Annotated in this window: 29 protein-coding genes; 16 read left to right on the top strand and 13 right to left on the bottom strand. The window is 68.8% G+C overall.

Annotation, left to right across the window (positions count from 1 at the left end; all coding sequences use genetic code 11):
* Positions 1-83 precede the first annotated feature (83 nt).
* From ASF53_RS22960 to ASF53_RS22945, 4 genes are all read left to right on the top strand, one after another.
* Positions 84-1,076, top strand: coding sequence for a DUF808 domain-containing protein (locus tag ASF53_RS22960; RefSeq protein WP_056204399.1), 993 nt, complete (start codon positions 84-86; stop codon positions 1,074-1,076).
* Between the two features lie 247 nt (positions 1,077-1,323).
* Positions 1,324-2,307 (top strand): putative bifunctional diguanylate cyclase/phosphodiesterase, encoded by a 984-nt coding sequence (locus tag ASF53_RS22955; protein ID WP_056204397.1) that lies wholly within the window; start codon positions 1,324-1,326, stop codon positions 2,305-2,307.
* A 146-nt stretch (positions 2,308-2,453) separates the two neighbouring features.
* Positions 2,454-3,704, top strand: coding sequence for a GGDEF domain-containing protein (locus tag ASF53_RS22950; protein WP_056204394.1), 1,251 nt, complete (start codon positions 2,454-2,456; stop codon positions 3,702-3,704).
* Between the two features lie 236 nt (positions 3,705-3,940).
* On the top strand, positions 3,941-4,591 hold the full coding sequence (locus tag ASF53_RS22945) for an OmpW/AlkL family protein (protein ID WP_056204390.1): 651 nt from the start codon (positions 3,941-3,943) through the stop codon (positions 4,589-4,591).
* 236 nt (positions 4,592-4,827) lie between these two features.
* Here ASF53_RS22945 and ASF53_RS22940 read toward each other — a convergent pair whose 3' ends face one another.
* Entirely contained in the window at positions 4,828-5,190 is a 363-nt protein-coding gene (locus ASF53_RS22940; RefSeq protein ID WP_056204387.1) for a hypothetical protein, read from the bottom strand.
* Between the two features lie 137 nt (positions 5,191-5,327).
* Between ASF53_RS22940 and ASF53_RS22935 the strand changes: the two genes are divergently transcribed.
* Both ASF53_RS22935 and ASF53_RS22930 read left to right on the top strand, forming a co-directional pair.
* Positions 5,328-5,519, top strand: coding sequence for a hypothetical protein (locus tag ASF53_RS22935; RefSeq protein ID WP_056204384.1), 192 nt, complete (start codon positions 5,328-5,330; stop codon positions 5,517-5,519).
* Between the two features lie 414 nt (positions 5,520-5,933).
* Entirely contained in the window at positions 5,934-6,221 is a 288-nt protein-coding gene (locus ASF53_RS22930) for a hypothetical protein (RefSeq protein WP_056204381.1), read from the top strand.
* Positions 6,222-6,444: 223 nt separating this feature from the next.
* On the opposite strand, the gene ASF53_RS26385 is transcribed toward ASF53_RS22930, so the two are convergent.
* The gene (locus ASF53_RS26385) at positions 6,445-6,687 is read right to left on the bottom strand and encodes a hypothetical protein (RefSeq protein ID WP_056204379.1); all 243 of its coding nucleotides are present in this window, start codon (positions 6,685-6,687) and stop codon (positions 6,445-6,447) included.
* A gap of 117 nt (positions 6,688-6,804) precedes the next feature.
* Between ASF53_RS26385 and ggt the strand changes: the two genes are divergently transcribed.
* The 4 genes from ggt (at position 6,805) to ASF53_RS22905 (ending at position 10,197) form a co-directional block, all read left to right on the top strand.
* Complete coding sequence (gene ggt, locus ASF53_RS22920; protein WP_056204376.1) at positions 6,805-8,589, top strand: gamma-glutamyltransferase; 1,785 nt, start codon at positions 6,805-6,807, stop codon at positions 8,587-8,589.
* A gap of 159 nt (positions 8,590-8,748) precedes the next feature.
* Positions 8,749-9,540, top strand: a complete 792-nt coding sequence (locus ASF53_RS22915) for a lysophospholipid acyltransferase family protein (RefSeq protein ID WP_056204372.1) — start codon at positions 8,749-8,751, stop codon at positions 9,538-9,540.
* 89 nt (positions 9,541-9,629) lie between these two features.
* The gene (locus ASF53_RS22910) at positions 9,630-9,914 is read left to right on the top strand and encodes a BrnT family toxin (RefSeq protein ID WP_012253335.1); all 285 of its coding nucleotides are present in this window, start codon (positions 9,630-9,632) and stop codon (positions 9,912-9,914) included.
* Positions 9,868-10,197 (top strand): BrnA antitoxin family protein, encoded by a 330-nt coding sequence (locus ASF53_RS22905; protein WP_200943319.1) that lies wholly within the window; start codon positions 9,868-9,870, stop codon positions 10,195-10,197. The genes ASF53_RS22910 and ASF53_RS22905 overlap by 47 nt, the downstream gene beginning before the upstream one ends.
* Positions 10,198-10,297: 100 nt before the next feature.
* Here the strand turns inward: ASF53_RS22905 and ASF53_RS22900 are convergent, their stop codons facing one another.
* From ASF53_RS22900 to metX, 3 genes are read right to left on the bottom strand one after another with little or no spacing between them, the layout of a single operon-like run.
* Positions 10,298-10,825: a P-loop NTPase family protein gene (locus ASF53_RS22900; RefSeq protein WP_286134657.1), complete on the bottom strand. Its 528-nt coding sequence runs from the start codon at positions 10,823-10,825 to the stop codon at positions 10,298-10,300.
* The gene (gene metW, locus ASF53_RS22895) at positions 10,822-11,511 is read right to left on the bottom strand and encodes a methionine biosynthesis protein MetW (protein WP_056204365.1); all 690 of its coding nucleotides are present in this window, start codon (positions 11,509-11,511) and stop codon (positions 10,822-10,824) included. The genes ASF53_RS22900 and metW overlap by 4 nt, the downstream gene beginning before the upstream one ends.
* An 18-nt stretch (positions 11,512-11,529) precedes the next feature.
* Positions 11,530-12,747, bottom strand: a complete 1,218-nt coding sequence (gene metX / locus ASF53_RS22890) for a homoserine O-acetyltransferase MetX (protein WP_056204362.1) — start codon at positions 12,745-12,747, stop codon at positions 11,530-11,532.
* Positions 12,748-13,139: 392 nt separating this feature from the next.
* Here metX and msrB point away from each other — a divergent pair, with 392 nt between their 5' ends.
* Positions 13,140-13,643, top strand: a complete 504-nt coding sequence (gene msrB, locus ASF53_RS22885) for a peptide-methionine (R)-S-oxide reductase MsrB (protein WP_056204359.1) — start codon at positions 13,140-13,142, stop codon at positions 13,641-13,643.
* A gap of 89 nt (positions 13,644-13,732) precedes the next feature.
* On the top strand, positions 13,733-14,455 hold the full coding sequence (msrA, locus tag ASF53_RS22880; protein ID WP_056204356.1) for a peptide-methionine (S)-S-oxide reductase MsrA: 723 nt from the start codon (positions 13,733-13,735) through the stop codon (positions 14,453-14,455).
* 218 nt (positions 14,456-14,673) lie between these two features.
* Here the strand turns inward: msrA and bfr are convergent, their stop codons facing one another.
* The 4 genes from bfr to ASF53_RS22865 all read right to left on the bottom strand — a co-directional run bounded on the left by bfr (position 14,674) and on the right by ASF53_RS22865 (position 17,901).
* Positions 14,674-15,171, bottom strand: a complete 498-nt coding sequence (gene bfr, locus ASF53_RS22875; RefSeq protein WP_056204353.1) for a bacterioferritin — start codon at positions 15,169-15,171, stop codon at positions 14,674-14,676.
* 40 nt (positions 15,172-15,211) lie between these two features.
* Complete coding sequence (locus ASF53_RS26935; RefSeq protein ID WP_082482936.1) at positions 15,212-15,502, bottom strand: (2Fe-2S)-binding protein; 291 nt, start codon at positions 15,500-15,502, stop codon at positions 15,212-15,214.
* A gap of 340 nt (positions 15,503-15,842) precedes the next feature.
* Positions 15,843-16,706, bottom strand: a complete 864-nt coding sequence (locus ASF53_RS22870; protein WP_056204349.1) for a universal stress protein — start codon at positions 16,704-16,706, stop codon at positions 15,843-15,845.
* Between the two features lie 94 nt (positions 16,707-16,800).
* The gene (locus ASF53_RS22865) at positions 16,801-17,901 is read right to left on the bottom strand and encodes an acyltransferase family protein (protein ID WP_056204347.1); all 1,101 of its coding nucleotides are present in this window, start codon (positions 17,899-17,901) and stop codon (positions 16,801-16,803) included.
* Positions 17,902-18,071: 170 nt separating this feature from the next.
* Here ASF53_RS22865 and ASF53_RS22860 point away from each other — a divergent pair, with 170 nt between their 5' ends.
* Positions 18,072-18,782, top strand: a complete 711-nt coding sequence (locus tag ASF53_RS22860) for a DUF4142 domain-containing protein (RefSeq protein WP_056204345.1) — start codon at positions 18,072-18,074, stop codon at positions 18,780-18,782.
* Positions 18,783-19,118: 336 nt separating this feature from the next.
* On the opposite strand, the gene ASF53_RS22855 is transcribed toward ASF53_RS22860, so the two are convergent.
* The 3 genes from ASF53_RS22855 to ASF53_RS22845 all read right to left on the bottom strand — a co-directional run bounded on the left by ASF53_RS22855 (position 19,119) and on the right by ASF53_RS22845 (position 21,344).
* Complete coding sequence (locus tag ASF53_RS22855) at positions 19,119-19,805, bottom strand: carbonic anhydrase (RefSeq protein ID WP_056204342.1); 687 nt, start codon at positions 19,803-19,805, stop codon at positions 19,119-19,121.
* A gap of 226 nt (positions 19,806-20,031) precedes the next feature.
* A complete protein-coding gene (locus tag ASF53_RS22850) occupies positions 20,032-20,565 on the bottom strand; it encodes an NUDIX hydrolase (RefSeq protein WP_056204339.1) in 534 nt (177 codons plus the stop codon).
* Positions 20,562-21,344 carry a DUF429 domain-containing protein gene (locus ASF53_RS22845; protein WP_056204335.1) on the bottom strand — a complete coding sequence of 261 codons (783 nt, stop codon included), beginning with the start codon at positions 21,342-21,344 and terminating at the stop codon, positions 20,562-20,564. The genes ASF53_RS22850 and ASF53_RS22845 overlap by 4 nt, the downstream gene beginning before the upstream one ends.
* Before the next feature lie 80 nt (positions 21,345-21,424).
* On the opposite strand from ASF53_RS22845, the gene dut reads away from it, so the two are divergent.
* The 3 genes from dut (at position 21,425) to ASF53_RS22830 (ending at position 23,183) form a co-directional block, all read left to right on the top strand.
* The gene (dut, locus tag ASF53_RS22840; protein WP_056204332.1) at positions 21,425-21,955 is read left to right on the top strand and encodes a dUTP diphosphatase; all 531 of its coding nucleotides are present in this window, start codon (positions 21,425-21,427) and stop codon (positions 21,953-21,955) included.
* Between the two features lie 182 nt (positions 21,956-22,137).
* On the top strand, positions 22,138-22,338 hold the full coding sequence (locus tag ASF53_RS22835) for a hypothetical protein (RefSeq protein WP_003605412.1): 201 nt from the start codon (positions 22,138-22,140) through the stop codon (positions 22,336-22,338).
* 221 nt (positions 22,339-22,559) lie between these two features.
* Positions 22,560-23,183 carry a TetR/AcrR family transcriptional regulator gene (locus tag ASF53_RS22830; RefSeq protein ID WP_056204329.1) on the top strand — a complete coding sequence of 208 codons (624 nt, stop codon included), beginning with the start codon at positions 22,560-22,562 and terminating at the stop codon, positions 23,181-23,183.
* 19 nt (positions 23,184-23,202) lie between these two features.
* On the opposite strand, the gene ASF53_RS22825 is transcribed toward ASF53_RS22830, so the two are convergent.
* Positions 23,203-23,547: a DUF1330 domain-containing protein gene (locus tag ASF53_RS22825; RefSeq protein WP_056204863.1), complete on the bottom strand. Its 345-nt coding sequence runs from the start codon at positions 23,545-23,547 to the stop codon at positions 23,203-23,205.
* Positions 23,548-23,554 lie beyond the last annotated feature (7 nt).

The following is a 23,554-nucleotide window of genomic DNA, read 5'->3' as shown; positions in this document are numbered from 1 at the left end:
GCCCCGCCGCGCGGGTCGCCTCCTCGCTTAACCGCTACGCTGCGCCATATGCTCGCCGAGCATCAATACGGGATGAAGCGACTGTGAGCGTCGGACTACTAGCCCTCTTGGATGACGTGGTGGCCCTGACGAAGGTCGCGGCCGCCTCGCTGGACGACGTGGCGGCCCAGGCCGCCAAGGCCGGGACCAAGGCGGCCGGCGTCGTGATCGACGATGCCGCGGTCACGCCGCGCTACGTGGTCGGCTTCACCCCGGACCGCGAATTGCCGATCGTCTGGCGCATCGCCCGCGGCTCGCTCATCAACAAGCTGGTGTTCCTGCTGCCGGCCGCGCTCCTGCTCAGCGCCTTCGCGCCCTGGGCGATCACGCCGCTCCTGCTGCTCGGCGGCCTGTATCTCGCCTTTGAGGGGGCCGAGAAGGTCTACGAGATGATCGTGCCGCACGCGGCCCACGATCACACGGCCGAAGCGAAGGCCAGGGCGGCCGCACCGAATGCGCAGGTTCTGGAAGACCAGCGGGTCTCCGGCGCGATCAAGACCGACTTCATCCTCTCGGCCGAGATCATGGCCATCACCCTATCGGGCTTGGGCGACGGCTCGGTCTGGTCGCGCGCCATCGTGATGGCGCTCGTCGCGATCGGCATCACGGTCGCGGTCTACGGCGCCGTCGGGTTGATCGTGAAGGCCGACGACATCGGTCTGGCGCTCGCCCGGCGGGGCAGCGGCGTGCTGGCCGCGATCGGCCGCGGACTGGTGCGCGGCATGCCCGTCTTCCTCAAGGCGCTGGCCCTCGTCGGCACGGCGGCCATGGTCTGGGTCGGCGGCGGCATCATCGTCCACAGCCTCGCGGGCTACGGCGTTACCGGCCCCGAACACGTGATCCACGAGGCGGCCGTGGCCGCAAGCGGGGCCGTGCCGGCACTCGGCGGCGTCATCGCCTGGCTGGTGACGGCGGGCGGCGCGGGCGTGATCGGACTGCTCGCCGGCTTCGCGCTGATCCCGATAGCCGGCAAAGTCTTGGCCCCAATCTGGAGGGCGATCACGCAGGTTCTCCCCATGCGGAGGAAGGAGACCTGATGGAGCTGAGAAGAGGATCACGCACCGTACCCACCTCTGCTTGGAGCGAACACCGCAAACGTGTTCTTGATCTTTAGGGTTTGTTAGGGATCGCCGGAGGCGTTAATTCCGTAAACATACGATAACTTTTCCTTAGGCTCTGCGTCTTATCCTTTGTTGGCTTGAACGTCCGATAGCCGATGACTTGGGACAAGCGTGAGGGCGCTCAAACCACGATGCGTACAGCATTCTTCAGGAAGCCCCTTCCATGAGAAGCGAGCCTGCGGTTTCGTCGCAGCGCCTGCATCGTGAGGAAGCCGGGCCACGCATCGATCCGGTCAAGCGCTCGGCCGTGGTCGGTTTGACCGCGCAGCGTCCCGCCCCGGAGGGTTCCGCGATCGGCAGCGCGGGCGTCCCGCAGGTTCCGGCGCGCATCGGGGATCTGAAGGCCGCGCATCTCCGGTCGGCCCTGGCGGGGGCTGAGTTTTCCCTCGCCTACCAGCCGATCGTGTCGGCGGCGACGGGGGCGATCACCAGTTGCGAGGCTTTGCTGCGCTGGCAGCACCCGTCCCTGGGGCCGGTCTCGCCCGCCGACTTCATCCCGCTGGCCGAGGAAACGGGGGCGATCGGCCCGATCGGAGCCTGGGTTCTCGAAACCGCCTGCCGGCAGGCGGCGGATTGGCCGGAATTCTGCCGGGTCTCGGTGAACGTCTCTCCTGTTCAACTGCAGGATCCGGGCTTCACGGATCGGGTCGCCGCCGCATTGCGGGTGAGCGGGCTGGCGGCGTGCCGGCTCGAACTGGAGCTGACCGAAGGCGTCCCGATGGGAGATGTCGCCGTTGCGCTTGAGGGCGTCGCGGCCATCCGCACCCTCGGCGTCAGCATCGCCCTCGATGATTTCGGAACCGGCTTCTCGTCGCTCGGCTACCTGCAGCACTTCGCCTTCGACCGGCTCAAGATCGATCGCACCTTCATCAGAAGCCTCGGTGAGGCGCGCGAGAGCTGGTTCCTGGTCCGGACGATGCACGACATCGCCCATCATTTCGGGATGGCGGTGACCGCCGAGGGGATCGAGACCGAGGACGAAGCCCGGATGCTTCGCGAGATCGGCGCCACGGAGTTGCAGGGCTTCCTGTTCAGCCGGCCCGTCGCGGGCGAGGCCGCGGCTTCGCTCCTGAAGGATCAGGCGCACAGGCTGCGATCCGGGAAGGTTGGACGACGAACGAAATTCCTGAACCCCGTGGCCCCGTGACGCGCCGCGCCGCCCAGCCCCCGCGGCCGGGGCAACCGGGATCGGCTCCGGGCCACGGCTCCGACGTGCCTTTCGCCGAACCGGCAATCCGCTCCGCGGCTGGAGCGATCCCACGCGCGGGTCTTCCGTAAAGGGCCTGGACGGACATGCTCGATTTCAACACCCTTCAGGTCGCCAGTCTCTGCAGTCGCTGCGCTTTTGTTCTGGTGTTCGTCGTCACCCTGCTGCGGCATCCGCGCGAGATCTATTTCGGGATCTGGGCCGGCGCGCTCAGCTGTTCGCTGATTGCCACGGTCCTGATGCTCGGAGATCCGCCGAGCGTGCCGCTGAATGCCGTCAAAGGGGCTGTCGTCTACATCCTGTACGGGGCGAGCCTCGCCGTGTCCTGGGCCGGCTTGCGCCTCTTCTACGAGCGTACGCCCCTCATCTTCAGAACCCTCGGGCTCGCCCTCTTCGCCGGCCTGTCCTACGGCCTCCTGGTCCAGGCCGGGGCGTCGATGTCGTGGAGCATGACCGCGGTGTTCGCCACCATCGCGGTGAGCTCGGCTTTGTGCATGTGGGAAATCCTGAGAACGCCCGCCTCGATGCGCCTGTGGACGCAGTACATCGTCCTGGCGGGCTTCAGCTTATACTTCTGCATCTTCCTGCTGACGATCGGCGTGGTTCATTTCGCGGGCGAGCGCCTCTCCACACCCGAGAGCGGTGTCTACTCGCTGGTGTTCGATCTGTGGTGCGGCGTCTTCATTCAGGTCGGCTATCTGGCCATGGTGAGCGAGCGCGCGCACCTGAAGCTCAGCCGCCTGGCCGACACCGATCCGCTCACCGGGCTGGCGAACCGGCGCGGTTTGTTCGCAGCGATCAGCAAGCGGGCCGGCCTGTCCCCCGCCCCGCCGCGAAGTGCGATCCTGTTGGCCGACATCGACCACTTCAAGGCGATCAACGACACCTACGGCCATGAGGGCGGCGACGCGGCCCTGGTCGGCTTCGCCGAGCGGTTGCGCGGCGTGATGCGCAAGAACGACCTCGTCGCCCGCTGGGGTGGCGAGGAGTTTCTGGTCGTGCTCGACCAAGCCGATATCGCCGTGGCTGCCGCCGTCGCCGAGCGCCTGCGAAAGTCCGCCGCCGGGCAGCCCTTCACCGTGAACGGCGCGCCCGTGACCGTGACCGCCAGCATCGGGGTTGCGGTCGTGGCGGCCGGGGAGGAGCGGATCGACGCCGCCCTGTCCCGGGCGGACGCGGCCCTCTACGCCGCCAAGAGAGCCGGCCGCAACCGCGTCTGTCTCGAAGCACCGCCTCAACCGGACACCCGCGCCAGCCGAACGGAGCCGTCCTCCGGGCTTCGCGAGGCGATGGAGGCCATCCAGGTCGTCGGCCAGCCGCGATCCGAGCCGGCCTGAGGGTCACGCACGGACCAAACTTCGAACGGCCGTGGCCCCCGAGAAAGCGGTCCGCGGGCGGGCATGCCGCGAGACGTGCCGAAACGATTTTTCTCGAGATTTGAAAAACAGAATCGATGCTCGACCACACTGCCACGTCCCTTCCGTCCGCCGGGCGGGACCGTCGTCTCGCCTGCGCCTCACGCCGGTCCGGACCGGTCCGGCGCACAGCGTCGCGACCGAGCCGTCTCGCCGCCGTGCTCGGCCTTCTCGGGGTCGGCGTGTTCGGGGCCTCCGCCCCCTCTCAGGCCGCCGAGCCGGCGGCGAATCCGGTCTCCGACGGTGGGCTGACCGCGGGGAGCCTCCTCGTCCGCGGCCGCGTCGTCGGCGCCATCCCGGTCGGCCAGTTCTCCCGGGTCGAGCCGATCGGCGGCCGCGTCATCACCCCGGCGCGCGCCCTGCCGGATCTCGACGCGACGTATTTCCTGTCCGATCATTTCGCGCTGGCCGGTCAGGTCGGCGTGGTGTCGACCCGGACCTCGATCCGCGGGTCGTTGATCGGCGACCTGCCGATCGGCTCGACCTGGAGCCTCGCCCTGACCGGCGCGGTCCAGTTCCACTTCCTGCCGCACGGGGCCTTCAACCCCTATATCGGCGCGGGCGCGGGCTACACCCATCCGCTCGCCTACGAGCCGGCAAAGCCGCTTATCACCGAGATGAAGGCCCATCCGCAACTGGGGCCGATGCTTCAGGCCGGCTTCGATTATCACCTCGGCGGCGATTGGTACGCCAACATGGAGATCAAGAAGATCTTCCTGCCGCCGCAGGTCGCCCGGATCGGTGCCGGCAGCGCCACCGTGCGGTTCGACATGCTGATCATCGGTGCCGGCATCGGCTACCGTTTCTGAACGGCGGCCGGTCTCGGCCCGCGCAGGCCCCAACAGCGTCGTCCGCCACGAAGGCGGGCGACGAGGGTCGGGGCCCTGCACCGAGGCTGTGCCCGGTCCCGCGAGCACGAGCCTCCGACGATCCCGTCACGGATCGCGTGAGCGTGACGGAGCCGCATCCGACAGGCCGGCGTCTCTCGGTTTTCGTTTTGAGGCGCCGTCTTGACGAACCGGTGATCCCTTCGTCGGAAGGGGCGCTAGCGCCAGCCCTGCAGCCAGGAGGTGACGGGATCGACGACATAGGCCGCGACGGAGGCGGCCCAGGCGCCCGCCCGAGCCGTCAGGGGAAGACCCGCTCTTCGTGCGGCCTCGTCCTCGCGGGCATGTTCGACCATGGTAGCGGCCACCAACTGGTCCTCGTGCTCCCGGCACTCGTCGAGGACGTTGCGCTGCGCCCCGGCCCGGCTCTGCCCCGGCGGTTGTCGGAGATAGGCCTCGCGGACGCAGTCATGCCAGGCCGCTTCGAGAGCTTCGAGATCGCGCGTGCGCGCCGCCGCCGCGTCGGCGCCCAGGCTGCCGCCGATCACGAACAGGGCAAGGAGAAGCCGTGGCGCGTTCATGGCGGCGAGATGCGCCCGAAGCCATCAAGGCCAACTTAACGGCGCGCCGGCCGCAGGCGTCGATGACGGGACGAAGGAACGACTCCGCCTCACGGCGCTTCCCACCTCCCCACGACACATCGCCGACAGGAAGCCGCATGGCCAAGGACGTCACCACCTACACGCTCAAGCAGGCGCTCGCCGCCAAGGTCGAGGACCATATCGAGATCGCGGTGGAAGCCGAGGACGGGACGAAGTTCAAGATCCGCGCGACCGCCGACCAACTCGATGCGCTCACGGGCGATCTGGAGACGATCCTCGACGGCGACGACGTCGAAGACGCCGCCTAACCCGCGTCCCCCGGCTGGCGAAGGTCCGATCCCGGCGCCAGCCGTCACAACCCTGACACCATCACGACCCGTGCCGGCGCCGCGCCTCCGTATGATCGGAGGCCGGGCGCCGGCATTTGACTTTCTGCCCCCCGGCCGCTGCGGGACGGCATCCGGCAAAGCCCCCCGCGGCATCGAATTCCGACACGCGTTGCACGCCGAGACGGCGTGGACACGCAGCGCGCGAATCATCCTTACGCGCGGGACGAAGCGTTCGAGCCGGTGCGGCACGGCACGCCGCCGGCCAAATCCCGATCATTTCAGTGATTTTTGTCACGACTCCGTCCGATTGCGCGGGACGAAAAGTCGGTTTGTGAACGTTTTATGACATATTGAAACACACGATCAGCGTGTGTGTGGAGGAGATAAAAGACGATGCGGATCATCCCCATCCTCGCGGCCGGCCTCGTGCTCGGCTCCATCAGCGCCACGGCAGCCTCTGCCGCTCCCGCTCTGCCCCACCCCGAGGTCATTGCCGGCGGCACGGCTCACACCGTGGATTGGCATCCCAGCACCCGTCACTGGGATCATCACTTCCACGCGCATCAGGAATCGCTGCGCTATCACCAGCCGACGGAAGCCGAGCACCGGCTCCGCCGCTCGCAGTCGCGCCTGCATGACCCGGCCGGCCACGCCCCGCGCTACCGGCTCGGCCGGCGCTGAGCGTTGTTCTGAAAGGCGGCCACCGTCTTTCGGGAGATACGACTTAAAGGCCCGAAGCAGATCATCCATCCGGCCTGAACCACGGACGGATCGCCCTCGGCCATTGCGAACTTTCCGGGGGCGGCGGGGTTGAGGGACACCATTTCCCTCGGACAGGACATCTCATGCGGCTCACGACGATCGCGCTGGCTCTGACATTGAGCCTCCCGGCGGCCGCCCTGGCTCAGACCGGCGCGGATACGCCGCCCTCGCCGCCGAGCCCGAAGGCTTCGGCCACGGGCTCGCAGCCGGTGCCCGGCCCGAGCACGGCCGGCGCTCCGGTCGGCACCCCGAACAAGCCGGCCGTCGTCGGTGGCACGCCGGGCGCCGTGATCGGCGGCACGCCGACCAGCGGACCGCCCGGCACCGGCGGCACGGCGGGCGGGCCTTCGTTGAGCGGGCGATAGCGCATCGCCGCGACGGGCATCGAATGAAACACGATGCCCGAACAAGGCGCGCCTCCTCCCGAGCGAAGCGTACCAGGCGACAAACGATCGCTCGCGGGAAGCATGGCCGCGCTTCGCATTTGCGATAAGCTCCGGCCATGAGCCCGACTTCACCCGTTCGCTCCGCCCTGGCGCTTCTCCTCGCCGCATCCCTCGCGGTGCCGTTTTCGGCCTACGCGCAGGCGGTGCCGCCGGCGCCGGAGCCGCCGCCGATCCAGTCGGACGAGGCCCGCCTTCTGCCGGTTCTCGCCCGCGGCGGCATGGTGTCGTCGCAGGACGCGCTCGCCACCCGCGTCGGCGTCGAGATCCTGAGGAAGGGCGGCAATGCCGTCGATGCGGCGGTGGCGGTCGGCTTCGCGCTGGCCGTCACCCTGCCGCGGGCAGGCAATCTCGGCGGCGGCGGCTTCATGATGGTGCACCGCGCCGCGGGCAAGGAAGCTGCGAAGGACGCCGCCGGGGACACCATCGCGATCGATTACCGCGAGACCGCCCCGGCCGCCGCCACCGCCGACATGTTCCTGAACCCGCAAGGGGAGCCCGACCGCGCCGCCTCCACCCGAACCGGCAAGGCGGTGGGCGTGCCCGGCACGGTGCGCGGCCTCGCCGAGGCCCACAAGCGCTATGGCTCGGGCAAGCTCACCCTGGCCGAACTGATCGCCCCGGCGGAAAAGCTCGCCCGCGACGGCATCCCGGTCGAATCGGGGCTGGCCGATTCCCTGCCCCGGGCATCCGGCCTGCTCGGGCAATGGCCGTCGAGCCGGGCGGTGTTCTTCGAGGGCGACCATGTGCTGCCCCGCGGCGCGACGTTGCGCCAGCCCGATCTCGCCGACACCCTGAAGGCGATCGCCGAGCGGGGGCCGGACGCCTTCTACGAGGGGCCGATCGCAGACAAGATCGCCGCATCGGTCCAGGGCGCGGGCGGGATCATGACCACCGCCGACCTCGCCGCCTACCGGCCGGAGATCCGCATGCCGGTGCGCGGCAGCTATCGCGGCTACGAGATCGTCTCGATGCCGCCGCCGAGTTCCGGCGGAGTGCATCTCATCGAGATCCTCAACATCCTCGAAGGCTACGATCTCGCCGCCATGGGCGCGGGCAGCGCAAGCGCGCTTCACACGCTCGCCGAGGCGATGAAGCCCGCTTACGCCGACCGCGCCACCTGGCTCGGCGACCCGGCCCGCACGCGGGTTCCGGTCGCGGGGCTCACCGCCAAACCCTACGCCGCCACCCTGCGCGAGAAGATCGACCCGGAGCGGGCAAAGACCGCCGCGGAGGTCAGCGCCGGCAACCCGCTGCCCTACGAATCCGACCAGACCACGCATTTCTCGGTGGTTGACGCCGAAGGGAACGCGGTCTCCAACACCTACACGCTGAACTTCTCCTACGGGATCGGGCTGGTCGCCGAAGGGACGGGCGTGCTGCTCAACAACGAGATGGACGACTTCTCCGCCAAGACCGGGACGCGCAACGCCTACGGCCTCGTCGGCGGCGAGGCCAACGCCGTGGCGCCAGGCGCGCGCCCGCTCTCCTCGATGACGCCCACCTTCGTGTTCCGGGACGGCCGGCTGTTCCTCGTCACCGGCAGTCCCGGCGGCAGCCGCATCATCACGACCACGCTTCAGGTCATCGTGAACGTGCTCGATTTCCGCATGAACCTCGCCCAGGCCGTCGCCGCACCGCGCATTCACCACCAGTGGCAGCCCGACGTGCTGATGGCCGAGGAGGGCATTTCGCCCGATACGCTGGCCCTGCTGCGGGCGAAGGGCCATACCCTGAAGGTCGGCGCGACCTCGGGCTCGGCCAATTCGGTGATGGCCGAGGACGGCCTGCTCGCCGGCGCCTCCGACCCGCGGCAGCGGGGGACGCTCGCCGAGGGGCCGTAGCGAGCCTCCCTTCGCCTGCTGCGACCATGGCTCTGCCCTGGACCCGCGAAAAGGCTCGCCTTTTCGAAATCCGGATTCTTGCGGCGGCCCGGCGGGTTTCCGCGGTGGGCAAGCGCAGGCGCACACGGTAAAGGAGCGCCAGCCTCACGCGGACCACCGATGCTCCTCTTCCGTTCGCTCGCCTTCAACCTCTCCTTTTATGTCGCGACGGCCGTGATCGCGATCGGGGGACTGCCCGCCTTCGTCACACGCAAGGGCGTGATCCGGGTGGCGCAGTTCTGGGGCCGCTCGGTGCTGTTCCTGCTGCGCGTGATCGGCGGGACGCGGGTGGAGTTCCGTGGCCTGGAGAACATTCCGAAGGGCCCGCTGCTGGTCGCCGCCAAGCATCAATCCGCGCTGGAGACGCTGGCGCTCACGATCCCGTTCGATGATTTCGGCTACGTGCTCAAGCGCGAGCTGATGTGGATTCCGGTGGTCGGCTGGTACTTCGCGCGGGGCGGCATGGTGCCGATCGATCGCTCGAAGGGCACCCGTGCGATGGCAGCGATGAACAAGGCGGCGGCCCAGGCCATCCGCGACGGGCGCCAGCTCATCATCTTCCCCGAGGGCACCCGCCGCCCGGCCGGCGCCCCGCCCGCCTACAAGCAGGGTGCCTCCCACCTCTACGCGGCGCTGAACGTGCCCTGCCTGCCGGTGGCACTGAACACGGGCCTCTATTGGCGCCGCCGCGGCTTTCGCCGGATGCCCGGCACGACGGTGATCGAGTTCCTGCCGGTCATCCCGCCGGGACTGACGCGTTCCGCCTTCATCAAGGAGCTGCAGACTCGCATCGAGACGGCCTCCGACGCGCTGCTGGCGGAGGGCCGGGACGACCTCGCCCGCCACGGCCACCCGATCGCCGTGGCGATGGGCGGCTCGACGCCCGCACCGGATCCATCCGGGACGCTGTGAGATCGGCCCCTCGACGGGATGGCGTCAGCCTCACAAGGCCGATGTGAAACGATCTTGTTGGAGCTACGTTTTGTAGTTACAGATCGAGCATGGGCTTTCAGTGGGATCTTGAGAAGGATGCGGCCAACCAAGCCAAGCATCTCATCAGCTTCCGGCAGGCGGCTGAAATTTTCCGGGGCTTCCGGCTGACCCGCGAAGACACCCGGCGCAACTACGGCGAACGCCGCTTCATCGCCCTTGGGGAGTACGACAACGAGGTGCTGCGGGTGGTCTACACCCTGCGCGACGGGGACGTTCGCATCATCTCAGCATGGAAGGCGAGCAGACATGAGCGAAAAGCCTACGCGACTGCACGGCAAGCTCGTCCGGTTTGACAGCCTCGATGACATGCCGCCCGCCGCGCCGCTGAGCAGCGCCTTCAAGGCGCTGACCGATGACGAAGTCGAGCGCCGCGCGGCCAGCGACCCGGATGCAGGTTCGATTCCGGCGGAGTTCTGGAACACGGCAGAGCCCATCGAGGCAGAGACCAAGGAGCAGATCACCCTGCGCCTCGATCCCGATGTGCTCAGGCACTTCCGGGGTACGGGAAAGGGTTATCAATCCCGGATCAATGCCGTGCTCAAGAGCTATGTGAAAGCAAAGGAGAAGGCGAGCTGAGGCTCGCTTTCCCATAAATGCGCGCCGCAGGCTGCGCTTCAGACGATTTTCGAAATCGGCCGCGCGAGTTGTGCCCGCCAGATCGGCCGGCACTTCGGGATCAGGCCGTGCCCGATCCCGGCATCTCTTGCACGAAAGCGTGCACGGCGGACGGCCCGCGCAGAACGACCCGGCGGCCGGCAAAGCTCTCGACGAGCGCGAGGCTGCGCGCCCGGCGGATGCGGTTCCAGCTCGCGGTGTAGCGCAGGAACTCGAAGGTGAGCTGCTCCGGGCAGCCCTCGGGCCCGTCGGGCCGCACTTGCCCGAAGCTCGACAGGGTCCGCCGCAGCATCCGCGCCGTGCAGCGCCAAGCCGGCATGTCGAGATAGATCGCCGTGTCGGCCCGCGCGAACCGGGGCGCGATCGTGTCCGTATAGTTGCCGTCGATGACCCAGGTGGGGAGGGCGGCGATCCGCTCGACCTCGGCGCAGAAGGCGGCGGGCGTGGTCTCGACCCAGCCGGGGCGCCAATAGGCGCGGTCGAGATGGAACACCGGCAGGCCGTGCCGGGCGCCGAGATCGCGGGCCAGGGTCGATTTCCCGCTGCCGGGCGGCCCGAGGATCACCACCCGTTGGGGCGGAGGGCTCACCGCCGCTCCCCGCCGCGCCGCAGCAGGAACACGCCCTGCGCGCCGATCAGGTTCCAGAACCACCACGGCATCGAGAAGCGCATCGGCCGTCCCCGCGCGTCGAGGGCGGTGGCCTTCTCGATCCGGGCGCCGACATCCCGGCACAGGCCGACGAAGTCGCGGATCGTGCAGTGGTGGATGTTGGGGGTCTCGTACCACGTCTCCGGCATGATCTCGGTGACCGGCATCCGGCCGCGGAGGGCGAGTTCGGCCCGCACCCGCCAATGGCCGAAATTCGGGAACGAGATGATGACCTGCCGCCCGATCCGCAGCAGGTGCTCCAGCACGATGCGCGGGTTGCGGGTCGCCTGAATCGTCTGTGACAGGACCACCACGTCGAAGGCGTCGTCGGGATAGTTGGCGAGATCCGTGTCGGCGTCGCCCTGGATCACCGGCAGGCCGCGGGCGAGGCAGGCATTGACACCTTCGCGCGACAATTCGATGCCGCGGCCATCGACGCCGCGCCGGTCGCGCAGGAGCGCCAGCAGCGAGCCGTCGCCGCAGCCGATGTCGAGGACGCGTGCGCCCGGCGGCACGAGACCGAGCACGACGATATGATCGACGCGCGCCGTGGCCTCGCCGCGGGGCAGCGCCTCGGCCGCCTCCCAGGGAACGCCGGAGGCGGCGTCGGTGAAGCTCTCGCTCATCGTCTCACAGTCCCGTTCTCAAAGGCCTCGGGCCCGGGCCGCCGCCTCGATGAAGCCCTTCGCGGCGGAGAACATCGCCGGCTCGTCGAGCAGGAAGGCGTCGTGGCCCTTGTCGCTCTCGACTTCCACGAAGGCGACCGGCGCGGCGACCGCGTTCAGCGCGTGGACGATGGCGCGGGAATCGGCGGTCGGGAACAGCCAGTCGGAGGTGAAGGACATCACGCAGAAGCGGGTCTTCGAAGCGCGGAAGGCGTTGCCGAGCACGCCGCCATGGTCCTCGGCGAGGTCGAAATAGTCCATCGCCCGCGTGAGATAGAGGTAGGCGTTGGCGTCGAACCGCTCGACGAAGCTGAGCCCCTGGTGGCGCAGGTAGCTCTCGATCTGGAAGTCGGCGTTGAAGGAGAAGGTCGGCGCCGCCCGGTTCTGCAGGCGGCGGCCGAACTTGCGGTGCAAAGCCGGCTCGGACAGGTAGGTGATGTGCGCGCCCATCCGCGCGACGCCGAGGCCCTTGGACGGCCGTGTGCCGGCTTCGAGATAGCGGCCCTCTTCCCAGGCCGGATCGGCCATGATCGCCTGCCGGCCGACCTCGTGGAAGGCGATGTTCTGGGCCGAGTGCCGCGCGCCGGTGGCGATGGGCATGGCGGCGAACACCCGCTCGGGGAAGAGCGAGGCCCATTGCAGCACCTGCATCCCGCCCATCGAGCCGCCGATGCAGAGGAACAGGTCGGGGATGCCGAGCCGGTCGAGCAGCATCGCCTGGGCGCGGACCATGTCGCGGATCGTCACCAGCGGGAAGTCGAGCCCGTAGGGGCGCCCGGTCTCGGGGTTGAGCGAAGCGGGCCCGGTCGAGCCCATGCAGGAGCCGATGACGTTCGAGCAGACGACGAAGTAGCGGTCGGTATCGACCGGCTTGCCCGGCCCCACCAGCGTCTCCCACCAGCCGGGCTTTCCCGTCACGGGGTGGGGCTGGGCGAAATGCTGGTCGCCGGTGAGCGCGTGGCAGATCAGCACCGCGTTGGAGCGGGCGGCGTTGAGGGTGCCGGCGGTCTGGTAGGCGATCTGGAACGGGCCGAGGCGCGCGCCGGAATCCATGGCGAGCGGTTCGTCGGCGGAAAACAGCATCACCGGGCTGCGCGGATCGGAGGCCGGCGAGGCCTCGTAGACCGCCCGGCGCGCATCCTCCCGCTGGACGGTCTCGGCGCCGCGCTCGGCGTTCTGGGTGAGGGTGGAATCCATCGCGTGTCCCGGGTGCCGGCCCTGGCACCGGTCCCAAGCGGCCCGGCACCGACTGTCCCGCCGGTCTTGAGGGCGGGCGGGTGAGACGATGCGCTCGCGAGCGTATCTCGCGTGCCTGTCTTGGCCGGCTGATCACAGGAGGTAATGTGCGCATCCCCGAGCGTCAACGCGGTGCGGAGGGCAGATCCGGGGCAACCGGGCGAAGCGGCGCATGAGGGCCGCAGTCGGGACGGCCTGCGGCGGTTCGTCTTCGCGGCGGCGCTCCCGGTTTCGTGCTATCGATTGCGCGCGATTGATCATCCTCGTCAAGATCATCCTCGTCAGTTGGCCAGCATTGGGGAAGCCTGTTTCCCTGCCAAGCTGGCGGATCGCAGCCATTGGAGTCCTCGCGCATGAACCGCCGCCAGACCTTGCGTGCCGGAGCCTCGCTGCTGGGCTTGCTCGCAGCCTCCCGCCTGACATCCGTGATGGCCGGTCCCGCATCCGCGGCGGGCTTCGAGGTCGAGAAGTCCGAGGCCGAGTGGCGCCGACTTCTCTCGCCTGCCGCCTATCAGGTGCTGCGCGAACACGGCACCGAGCGGGCCTATACGAGCCCACTCAACGGCGAGAAGCGTCCGGGCCGCTTCACCTGCGCCGGCTGCGACCTGCCGCTGTTTTCATCGAAGACGAAGTTCGAGAGCGGCACCGGCTGGCCGAGCTTCTTCGAAACCCTGCCTGGTGCCGTCGGCACGCAGGTCGACAGCGCCTACGGCATGCGACGCACGGAGGTGCATTGCCGCCGCTGCGGCGGCCATCTCGGCCACGTCTTCGAGGACGGCCCGAAGCCCACCGGCCTGCGCTACTGCATGAACGGCGTGTCCCTGCGCTTCGAGCCCGCCGCCGACGGCCCGACCTGAGTCGATGCTCTATCCCGTTGTTTCTGCATCATCTTTTTCCGAAAGCCGCAGACCAGCTTTCGGGATGATGCTTTAGAAGGATCAGGATCATGACGCGCGCACGCTTCCGTCCCCGCCCATCCGCCCTCATCGGCGGCCTGGCCGGCCTCGCTTTGCTCGCCGGTGCGGCCCTGCCGCTGGCGCCCGCCTCCGCGGAGGAGGGTGGGCAACGCCTGCCCGAGGCCACGATGACGGCGAAGGAGGGTTCGGGCCTGCGCACGGCGACCTTCGCGGGCGGCTGCTTCTGGGGCGTCCAGGGCGTATTCCAGCACGTGAAGGGCGTGAAGAACGCGGTCTCGGGCTATGCCGGCGGCACGCGGGCGAGCGCCCGCTACGACGAGGTCGGCACCGGCCGTACCGCGCATGCGGAAGCGGTGCAGGTCACCTACGATCCGGCGGTCATCCGCTATGACGAGCTGCTTCAGATCTTCTTCTCGGTGGCGCTCGATCCGACCGAGGTGAACCGGCAAGGTCCGGACACCGGCCCGCAATACCGCTCGGCGCTGTTCCCCGCGGATGCCGATCAGGCCAAGGTCGCCAAGGCCTATATCGCCCAGCTCGACGGGACGAAGGTATTTGCCAAGCCCATCGCCACCAAGATCGAGTCCGGCGCCTTCTACCCGGCGGAAGGCTATCACCAGGACTACATGACGCTTCACCCGACCAACAGTTACATCGCCGCCAATGATGCGCCGAAGCTGCGGGATCTGAAGGCGCTGTTCCCCGAGCGGGCGAACGCACAGCCGGTGCTGGTGGGCCGCCCGCCGGCTTGAGGTGACTTTCTCCCCTCCCCGCGAGGGGGGAGGGGAAGAGAAGCAGGGCGATCGCTCGAAGCCGCTTTGGCGGCTTCGCGGCGCGGGCTCTTCAGGACTTCAGTCCTGAAGAGCCTTGAGCGGAGCGCAAGCCAAGCCCTCGGAGGCGGGCGCCGGCGGTCGAGGCCCGTTGAAGACCAGGGTGGTCGCCCTCGAGCGATGGCCCTGGAAGAGAAGGATCACTCCTTCTCGGGCGCGATCTGCTGCAGACCGCCGACATGGCGCTGGGCGTAGAGCGGCAGGCCGATCTGGCCAATCAGGTCGAGCTGGGTCTCGAGGAAGTCGATATGGCCTTCCTCGTCCTCGGCCAGATCCTCGAACAGCCGCTTGGAGACGCGGTCATTGATCGAGTCGCAGTACTTGGCGGCTTCGAGATAGAGCGAGCGTGCCTCGTTCTCGGCGGCGAGATCGCACTCGATAATCTCCTGAACGTTCTGGCCGATGCGCAGGGGATCGAGTTCCTGCAGGTTCGGGAAGCCGTCGAGGAACAGGATCCGGTCGATGAACCGATCCGCGTGGTTCATCTCTTCGATGGATTCCTTGCGCCAGAACTTGGCGAGATCGACGTAGCCCCAATCGTTCAGCAGGCGGAAGTGCAGCCAGTACTGGCTGACCGCCGTCAGCTCGCTGCGCAAGCCGCGGTTGAGATACTCGATGACCTTAGCGTCGCCCTTCATTCACCTCTCTCCTCGTGAGGCGTCGGGACGAGTGATCGTCTCAGGCTGCGACGCCCTCGGGCTCCCTTGTAGTTTGGAATGATCCCAAACTGCAAGACGCTTCACAGCCCGTCGAGCAGGCATGTGCGCCGCCATGCGCGGCGGTGTGCACCTGGGCTTCGTCCAGCGCATTGCGCAGGATCGAGCGGATGGTGCGCGCGCAGCGTCCGCATTTCGGACTGCAGCCGAGACAGCCATAGACCTGGGCCGGTGTGCGGGGACAGCCCGGACCCGGCTGCAGGCACGCGCGCACCTGTCCGTCGGAGAGGACGTTGCAAGAGCAGACAATCATGCGGGATCGCAACCTGTCGTGCCTGTCGAGGAACCCGGCCCGCGAGAGCCGCGCCGCCCGAAGCCTCCGATCATTCGCGCCGCTCAAGGCCACCGGAAACCGGCCGATTTGAGGCAGACGTAGATTAGAATGATTGGAAACTTCAAGCTTTTCAGAACTTTAGCCGCCGATCCGGCCTCTGGCAACTCCTGACGGGCACGATTGAATGCGGCGCGAGCCTTCGCCGCGACCCACCGCGACGCGCCACGGGATCGTCATATGCCAAGGCAATCTTGAGCGAACGCCTTCGCCGAAAACGCGAAATTCCGCTGTTCGATGTCGGCGGCGCGGGTCGCTGGGCTCAATGCGCCATCAGCACCGGCACGGTCGCATGCGACAGGATGTGGCTGGTCGGCCCGCCGAAGATCATCTGGCGCAGGCGGCTCTGGGTGTAGGCGCCCTTGATCAGAAGGTCGCAACCGAACGATTCGGCGTTGTCGAGGTAGAGTTCGCCGGGGGTGCGGCGCCCGGCGGGCAATACCTTGTGAGCGGCCTCGATGCCTTCGCAGGCCAGCGAGCGCGCCACGTCCTCGGCGCTCGGGCCCGGCACCATGCCGCCCTCGGCACTGAGCACGAGCACCCGCCGGGCGCGGCGCAGGAAGGGCATGGCGAAGGCGACGGCCCGCGCCGTCTCGGTCGAGCCGTTCCAGGCGATCAGGACCGCCTCGCCGAGGCAGGTCGGCGCGACCGGCGGCGCAAGCAGGATCGGGCGCCCGCTCTCGAACAGGGCGGTCTCGAAGGTGGTCATGCGCGGCGAGCCGTCATCGGCACCGGGGCGCCCGACGACGGTCGCCGAGAACAGCCGCGCATACTGGCCGAGGAAGGCGTCGCCCGGCGGCACATCGGGCTGCCAGCGATAGCGCGGACCGGCATTGGCCGCCGCATCCGGGGCGCAGGAGGCGCCGGGCTCGCGCCGGGGCAGGCCCGCGGCCTCCATCGCCGCCACGAAGCGCTGGCCCGCATCCTGCGCCTCGGCCTGGTCGGCCTCCTCGTCGCGCAGCCACGTCATGCCGCCGACCATGTCCACCGGCACGTATTCGGCGAGCGCCGGGCGCAGGGCCACACCCTCGATCAGGCTGCCGAAGCGGCGCGCCACCAGCACCGCGGTGGCGAAGACCGAAGGCAGGGCGTCGTGGAGGGTGACCGGAACGAGCAGGGTCTTCATGGCCGGCCTCCGAGGCGTGCGAGGAACGTGACGGCCGGAGGCTAGTGCGAAACGGGGTTCGGGAAAACCGCCCATAACGCGGTCATCCCCGCCCTCATCGCTCGGGCGTCACGGCGCTTTTCGAGGCTTCGCCGGAGGGGGCGGGGTCGAGCCCGCGGCGGACGAGGCGGGTCAGGGGCCGCTCCACCGCCTGGTGGACGAGGAGGGCGGCCGGCAGGGTCAGCGCGACCATCACGACGAGGCTCGGCCAGGGTCCGAGCAGGGGCGCGAGGCCGGTGCGCAGCAGCCCCTCGCGGACCGCCCGCAGCACGAATGGATGGATCAGGTAGAGGGCGTAGGAGGCGTCGCCCAGCCGCTCGGCCGCGCCGAGACCCCAGGCGGCGATCCCACCGCGCACGGCCGCGGGCCGGTCCCGGCCGAGGACCGCCGCCGCCACGAGGAAGGCGGCGGGCAGGCCCCAGGCGAGGAGGCGCAGCGTCGGCTCGGCGGACAGGCTTGCACTGGCGGCAAGCCCGAACAAACCCGCCGCGGCGAGCGCGCTCCGAACCACGGAGCCCAGGCGCACCCCCTCGGCCCGCAGGAGCGCGAACCCGGCCCCGAGAGCGAATTCGAGGACGATCGGATCGGACCAGAAGGCGAGGGGAACCGGCGGCGCGGGTGTCAGCCGCCCGGCGAGAACGAGGAGCACCAGAGCACCTGCGAGCCACGCCACCGCCCCGCGCCGCGAGAAGCCGAGGCCGAGGGCGAAGAGGGCGTAGAAGGCCATCTCGTAGTTCAGCGTCCAGCCCAGGCCGTAGAGTGGCAGCACCGCCCCATCGGGCCGGGCCATCGGCCAGAACAGGAACGAGGCGAGGCTGCGTGCGACGTCGGGCGTACCGCCCTCGCCGCTGAGGAGGGCCGGCGCCGCGAGACCGAGGGCGAGGTAGAGGCCCGTCACCAGCCAGTAGAGCGGAACGAGGCGGGCGATGCGGTGGGCGGCAAAGCGGCTCCGCGCTCCGGGCCGCCCGTAGAGCGGTGCGGCCGCGTGGACAATGATGAAGCCGGAGATGACGAAGAAGATGTCGACGCCCGCCGGCCAGGGCAATCCGTGGCGTGGGACGAAGTCCATTCCGGTCCGCGCGGCCAGGGCCGCAGCCTCGTTCTGGGCGTGGTGAACCACCACCATCAACGCGGCCAGGGCCCTTAGCCCCTGCACCAGGACCAGTTTTCCCCGGATGGGGTCGGGATGAAAAAGCTTATTCAAATTTCGGGAACCAGCGTGGAAGGTCGTCGTTGTCGCGTCGAAGTGATCTTCACGGCCTTGACCGGTTCATCCGGTTTTCAAGGCCAGATCGTATGTCGAAAATTCGATATTTGAGGTTTGGTATGCTGAAGAAATACGCTGCTGCGTCCGCTCTCGTCGTCGCCATGGCGACCCCCGCCTTCGCCCAGGTCGGGGGCGATTTCCGTCTGGACGCCATGCAGGCAAATGCCTTCGAGATCCAGTCCGCCCAGATCGCGCTGCAGAAGAGCCGCAACCCGTCGGTGCGGGCCTATGCCCGTGAGGCGCTGCGTGACCATCAGGCCGCCAACGTCGCCCTGGCCGGTGGCGAGCGCAACTACATGGCGGCCCGTCAGGCCGGTCCCGGCGGCCTTGTCGGCGGCCTGGTCGAGGCTCCGCTCGCCATTGCCGGCGGTGCGGTCGGTGCGGCCACGGGTGTGGCGACCGGCGTGGTCGGCGGCACCCTGCAGGGCGGCCCGGTCGGCGCACTCGAAGGCGCGGGCACCGGTCTGAGCCGCGGTGCGGCTGCCGGCGCACGGGCCTTCGACGTCGATACCACCGCGGGCACCACCGTGGTGCAGCCGAACCCGCAGCAGCAGCAGATGCTGGCCGAGTTGAACGCCACCCCGCCCGGCGCCCGCTTCGACCGCCTCTACGGCCAGCAGCAGGTGATGGCGCACCAGATGTCGATCGGCATGGCGCAGTCCTACGCCCAGTCCGGCCCGAACCCGGCCCTGCGCAACTACGCCCAGCAGGCCCTGCCGGTGCTCCAGCAGCACTACGCCCACGCCCAGCGCCTGCCCGGCGCCCGCTAAGGCGGCTCCGCGCACCCCAGCCTGAGACGAATTGAGAGAAGCGGCGGACCTTCGGGTTCGCCGCTTCTTTTCGTTTGCCGGATGACGCGTGGATCGGTCTCGGGCGAGAGTTGGGAGCGATACGCGTCCCGCTCGATGGACTGGGGCGAGTTCGCTAGGCCCGTGCGGCGCCCGAGAAGAGCGACCCGTCGTTCCGGCACGACGAGATCCCATCTAAGCCGAGAGCCGCCCTCCCGAAGGGATCGACCGGATCGGATCGAACACGAAAACGGCGCCTCCGAAGGCTTTCGGAGGCGCCGCGTATTTGCCGAAGCAGGACGTGGAAGACGGGCTGTTTTAAGCCGCGGTGCAGCCGATCAGGGCGGAGGCCGTGAGCGTCTGGCCGTCGCGGGAGACCACGGACTCGAACTCGCCGGTGTCCGGGTTGCGGATGCGCAGTTCACCGGTCTCGATGCCGAAATGCGCGCCGTGCAGGTGCAGCTTGCCCGCCTCGACCGCCTCGCGGATGAAGTCGAAGGTCATCAGGTTCTGGAGGCTCTGCCCGATCATCGTGTATTCGAGGCGGGTGAGGTAGCCCTCCTTATCCTTGCTGTCGCCGGCCTCGGCGAGCTTCTTCGTCGCCGGCTCGACCAGCGAGACCCAGCTGCCGATGAAGTTGCCCGAGGAGAGCGGCTCGGCACCGAAACCGGCCGCCTTGATGCCGCCGCAGGTGGCGTGGCCGAGCACGACGATGTGCTTCACCTTCAAGGCCTGCACCGCGAACTCGATCGCCGACGAGGTGCCGTGATAGGCGCCGTCGGGCTGGGAGGGCGGCACGATGTTGGCCACGTTGCGGATCGTGAAGATCTGGCCCGGACCCGTATTGAAGATCACCTCGGGGGCGACGCGGCTATCGCAGCAGCCGATCAGCAGCACTTCAGGCTCCTGGCCTTCCTTGCCGAGCATCTCGTACTTGCGCCGCTCGTTCGGTAGCCGCTCGCCGAGGAAGCTGCGGTAACCGTCGGTCAGAACCTGAGGAAACATGGGCGGTTGTCCTTTCATCGTTGCTGAGTGGGTGACGCGCATACCAAACGGTCTGACCCGCCGAATCCATCCCCTCCGGCGGATGCGCTTGCGCACATGGCGTGTGGCCGATGGCGCAGGCGAAGGCCGGGGCGTCGATCTCCGATGCCGGCCGGACAAGCGCGCGCGGCCTCCGCGCATCGGCGCGCTCGCCGCAGGGTGCGGCTGGCATGCCGTGAGAGGAAGCTCAAGCGTCCCGCCAAGTCAGGCGGACGGGCTGGTCCGGAACGTCGCCGGCGGCGATTCGTTGCGCCAGCTTGGCCAGTCCGGCGGGCTCCACACGCTCGGCGGAAGCCGCGAGTTCATCGAGCGGCCACCAGCGGGTGCCGCGGACGGGATTGTCCTCGGTCTCGGCCAGCCGGCTCGTATCGACGCTGTCGCTCGCGAGCCGGACCACGAAATAGCGCTCGCGGGCATGACGCGGTTTGCGGAACAGGTGGAACGGCCCGTCGCAGACGGCAACGCAGGGGCCGAGTTCCACCTCCGCGACGCCGATCTCCTCCGAGAGTTCGCGCCGGCAGGCCTCCTCGTGGCTCTCGCCCGGTTCCAGCCCGCCGCCGGGCATGAACCAGAAGCCGCGGGCATCGGGATCGGCCGGATCGATCGGGTGCACCGCCTCGTACTCGATCAGCAGAAGGCGGTTCGAGGGATCGAAGACCAGGGCGCGGGCGATGTCGCGCGTCGGCAGATCCGCGTTGGTGTGGTCGGTCACGGGGCTCAACTCCGTACGGCAAGGGGCACATGAAGGGGCGAAGGCAGGGGCACAGCAAGGCGCGCGGGCGCCCAGATCACGATCGGCAGGCCATAGCTGTCGCGCTCGATCGCGTTGGGAAGCGGCTCGGCGCGGTCTTCGGCGATGTCGCGGGCAACCACCAGGGCGGCCATGGCGTCGAGATGGTCGTCGGCTCCGACACCTCGCGGGGGCGGCGCGCCGACCATCACCTCGGGCAGCCCGGCGGCGATCAGGAGGGCCCGGCGCGCGGCGAGGCCCTCGGCACGGGCCGGGCCCTTCTTGCCGGCCCCGAGACGCCGCTCGCCGTTGAGGCGGAAGAAGGCGACCTCCGGATGCACCTCGTGCAGGCGCATCGCAAGATCGGGCCGCGCGCGCAGCAATTCGTCGGCTTCCCGCACGGAGCGCAGGATGTTCCAGCACTGGATCGAGGGCGCGAAGGGCGGCTCCGAATGCGCCCGCGACAGGGCCTTGGCCTCGTCGTAGCTCGCGGCATAGACCGCCGCGCGGGGCGGGACCGGGAAGACGCTGGACCGCCCCGCCCCGAGAAACGCCCGCGCCGCCCGGTCGGCGGAGCGTCCCCCGCTCACCCGGTCGGGCAGGCCGATCGGCACGTCGATGCCGACACAAACCGGCGCCTCCGGGCCGTCGAGCAGGTCGATCACCCGCGGGAAGCGGGCGCAAAGCCAGCGCGCCGGATCGTCGAGATCGAGCAGGGCACCCGCCCAGGCCCCACGGCACCCATCCAGCCCCGCCACCCAGCGCGCCATTCGCTCACCCCCGATTGCCCCTGGCCGCCGCTTCGGAGAAAGCTTTCTCGCCCTCTCACCCGGACACCGAGAAGCCCCTCTTGTCACAATCCCCTTCGCGCGAGTCCGATTCGAAGGTCGGCCTTCACATTCTCGATCCGCGGCTCACCGAGTGGGGCTTTCCCCGCTGGGGCAGTGCCGCCGCCGCGGGGCTCGATCTGCATGCCTGCCTCGACGCCCCCCTCGTGCTGGAGCCACAGGCGCCGCCCGCGCTGATACCGGCCGGTTTCTCGCTGCGGATCGGCGAATCCAATTGGTGCGGACTGGTGTTCGCCCGCTCCGGCCTCGGGCACCGGGAGGGCTTGGTGCTCGGCAACGGCACCGGGGTGATCGATGCCGATTACGAAGGCCCGCTCCTGATCTCCGCCTGGAACCGCAATCCGCCCGGCAGCGGCGCCGCGATCCGCATCGAGCCGGGGGAGCGCATCGCGCAACTTGTCTTCACCCGCGTCCTACGGCCGGATTTCGCGATCTGCGACGGCGCGCCGGAGCCGAACGGGCAAAGGGGGCAGGGGGACAGGGGACAGGGGACCAGGGGGCAGGGCGGCTTCGGCTCGACGGGCCGGCGCTGACAGCCGGCGCAATCACCGGACCCCGCCCCGCCGACCATCTTCGGCGAAGTTCAGTACAAGCTTGGCCATTCGAAGCTCAACCCATCGGCCGGACAAGCTTGTTCGAGAGAAACGGCGCCGGAACGATTGAACTCTTTTGTCCGTATCCCGTTGGTTGTCCGCATCCATCTGCGAGACGAACCATGGCCGCCCCCCACGACATCCTCGGTTTCTTCGAGCACCGCACCGACGGCGCCTGGATCTGCGTCAAACCCTTCACGCTCAACACCCGCTCGACCCAGGTCGATATCCGGCGTGGGATGCGCTTCGAGTATGGTCGGCGCGTCGGTGGCCTCGATCTTGCCGAGTATCTCGAACAGCTCGGTTCGCAATTCGGCTCCTGACGGCTCGTCCCAGGATCTGAAAGCGGTCCATTGGATTCCAGGCCTGCGTCCGAATCGGCGCGGGCCTGCATTCTGCGCGCGGCCGCTCCATATTTTCAGCGTTCTTTCACCGGCTAAGAGCTTGTGTGTGGAATGGCTCGCTTAATTCTGCTTTGAGGACCGGATGACCGGACTCGCAAGCTTTCGAAGCAGCCGGAGTCGAAGCTTAGGTACTGACAACGATGTCCGCCGTCACGGCTCAGACTCTTCCGTCGTCCGGCGACGCCGCGCCGACGACGCGTGACCGGATCGTGGAAGCGGCGGCCCGATCGTTCCAAGACATCGGCTATCAGAAGACCACGGTCGCCGACATCGCCCGCACCCTCAAGATGAGTCCGGCCAACGTCTACCGCTTCTTCGAATCGAAGAAGGCAATCAACGAGGCTGTGGTCGAGCAAGTGACCGCCGAGATCGAGGCGATGATCGTCGCGATCGCCGATGCGCCGAAGCTTGATGCGCCTGAGCGGCTTGCCCAGATCATCACCGCGCTCCACGACGATTGCCGCCGCCGCTTCGAGGCGCATCCGCGCGTCCACGAGATGGTCGAGGCGGCGATGAGCGAGAGCTGGAGCGTCTGCCAGGCGCATGTCGATCGCATCGGCGCGGTGCTAGCGCGGGTGGTGGCCGACGGCGTGCGCGAGGGCGCCTTCACCATCGCCGATCCGAAAAGCGCGGCGGCCTGCCTTCAGGCCGGGATCACCCGCTACTGCCACCCGATGCTGGTGGGCCGCCAGCCCAACACGATCGAGCCGCCGCTGCCGGTGATGATCGCCTTCCTGCTCGGCGCCCTGCGGCCGGGCGGCTGAAGCCGCCCGACGCGCGGACCTACTCCGACGCGGTGCCCGGCGTCGGCGACGGCTCGGAGACGTCGGGCTGCGGGCCGTCATACCCTTCGATCACCAGGATGTCGGCCTCGGCGCCGCCCTTCTGCAGGGCGCGGGCGGATTGGTAGAGGTCGGAGTTCCAGCAGGCGAGGGCGTCGTCGTAGCTCGGGAATTCGACGATGACGTTGCGCGCCCGCGCCTGCCCAGCCACCACTTCGAAAGCGCCGCCGCGCACGAGAAAGCGCCCGCCGAACCGGGCGAAGGCGGCGCCGTTGGCGGCCGCATAGGCCTTGTAAGCCTCCGCGTCGCTCACATCGACCCGCACGATCCAGAAGCCCTTGGCCATCATCCTC

Source organism: Methylobacterium sp. Leaf123, from assembly GCF_001423405.1.
Classification (GTDB): Bacteria; Pseudomonadota; Alphaproteobacteria; order Rhizobiales; family Beijerinckiaceae; genus Methylobacterium.
The sequence above is the reverse complement of the archived record's forward strand: the minus strand, read 5'-3'. Positions and strand labels throughout refer to the sequence as shown.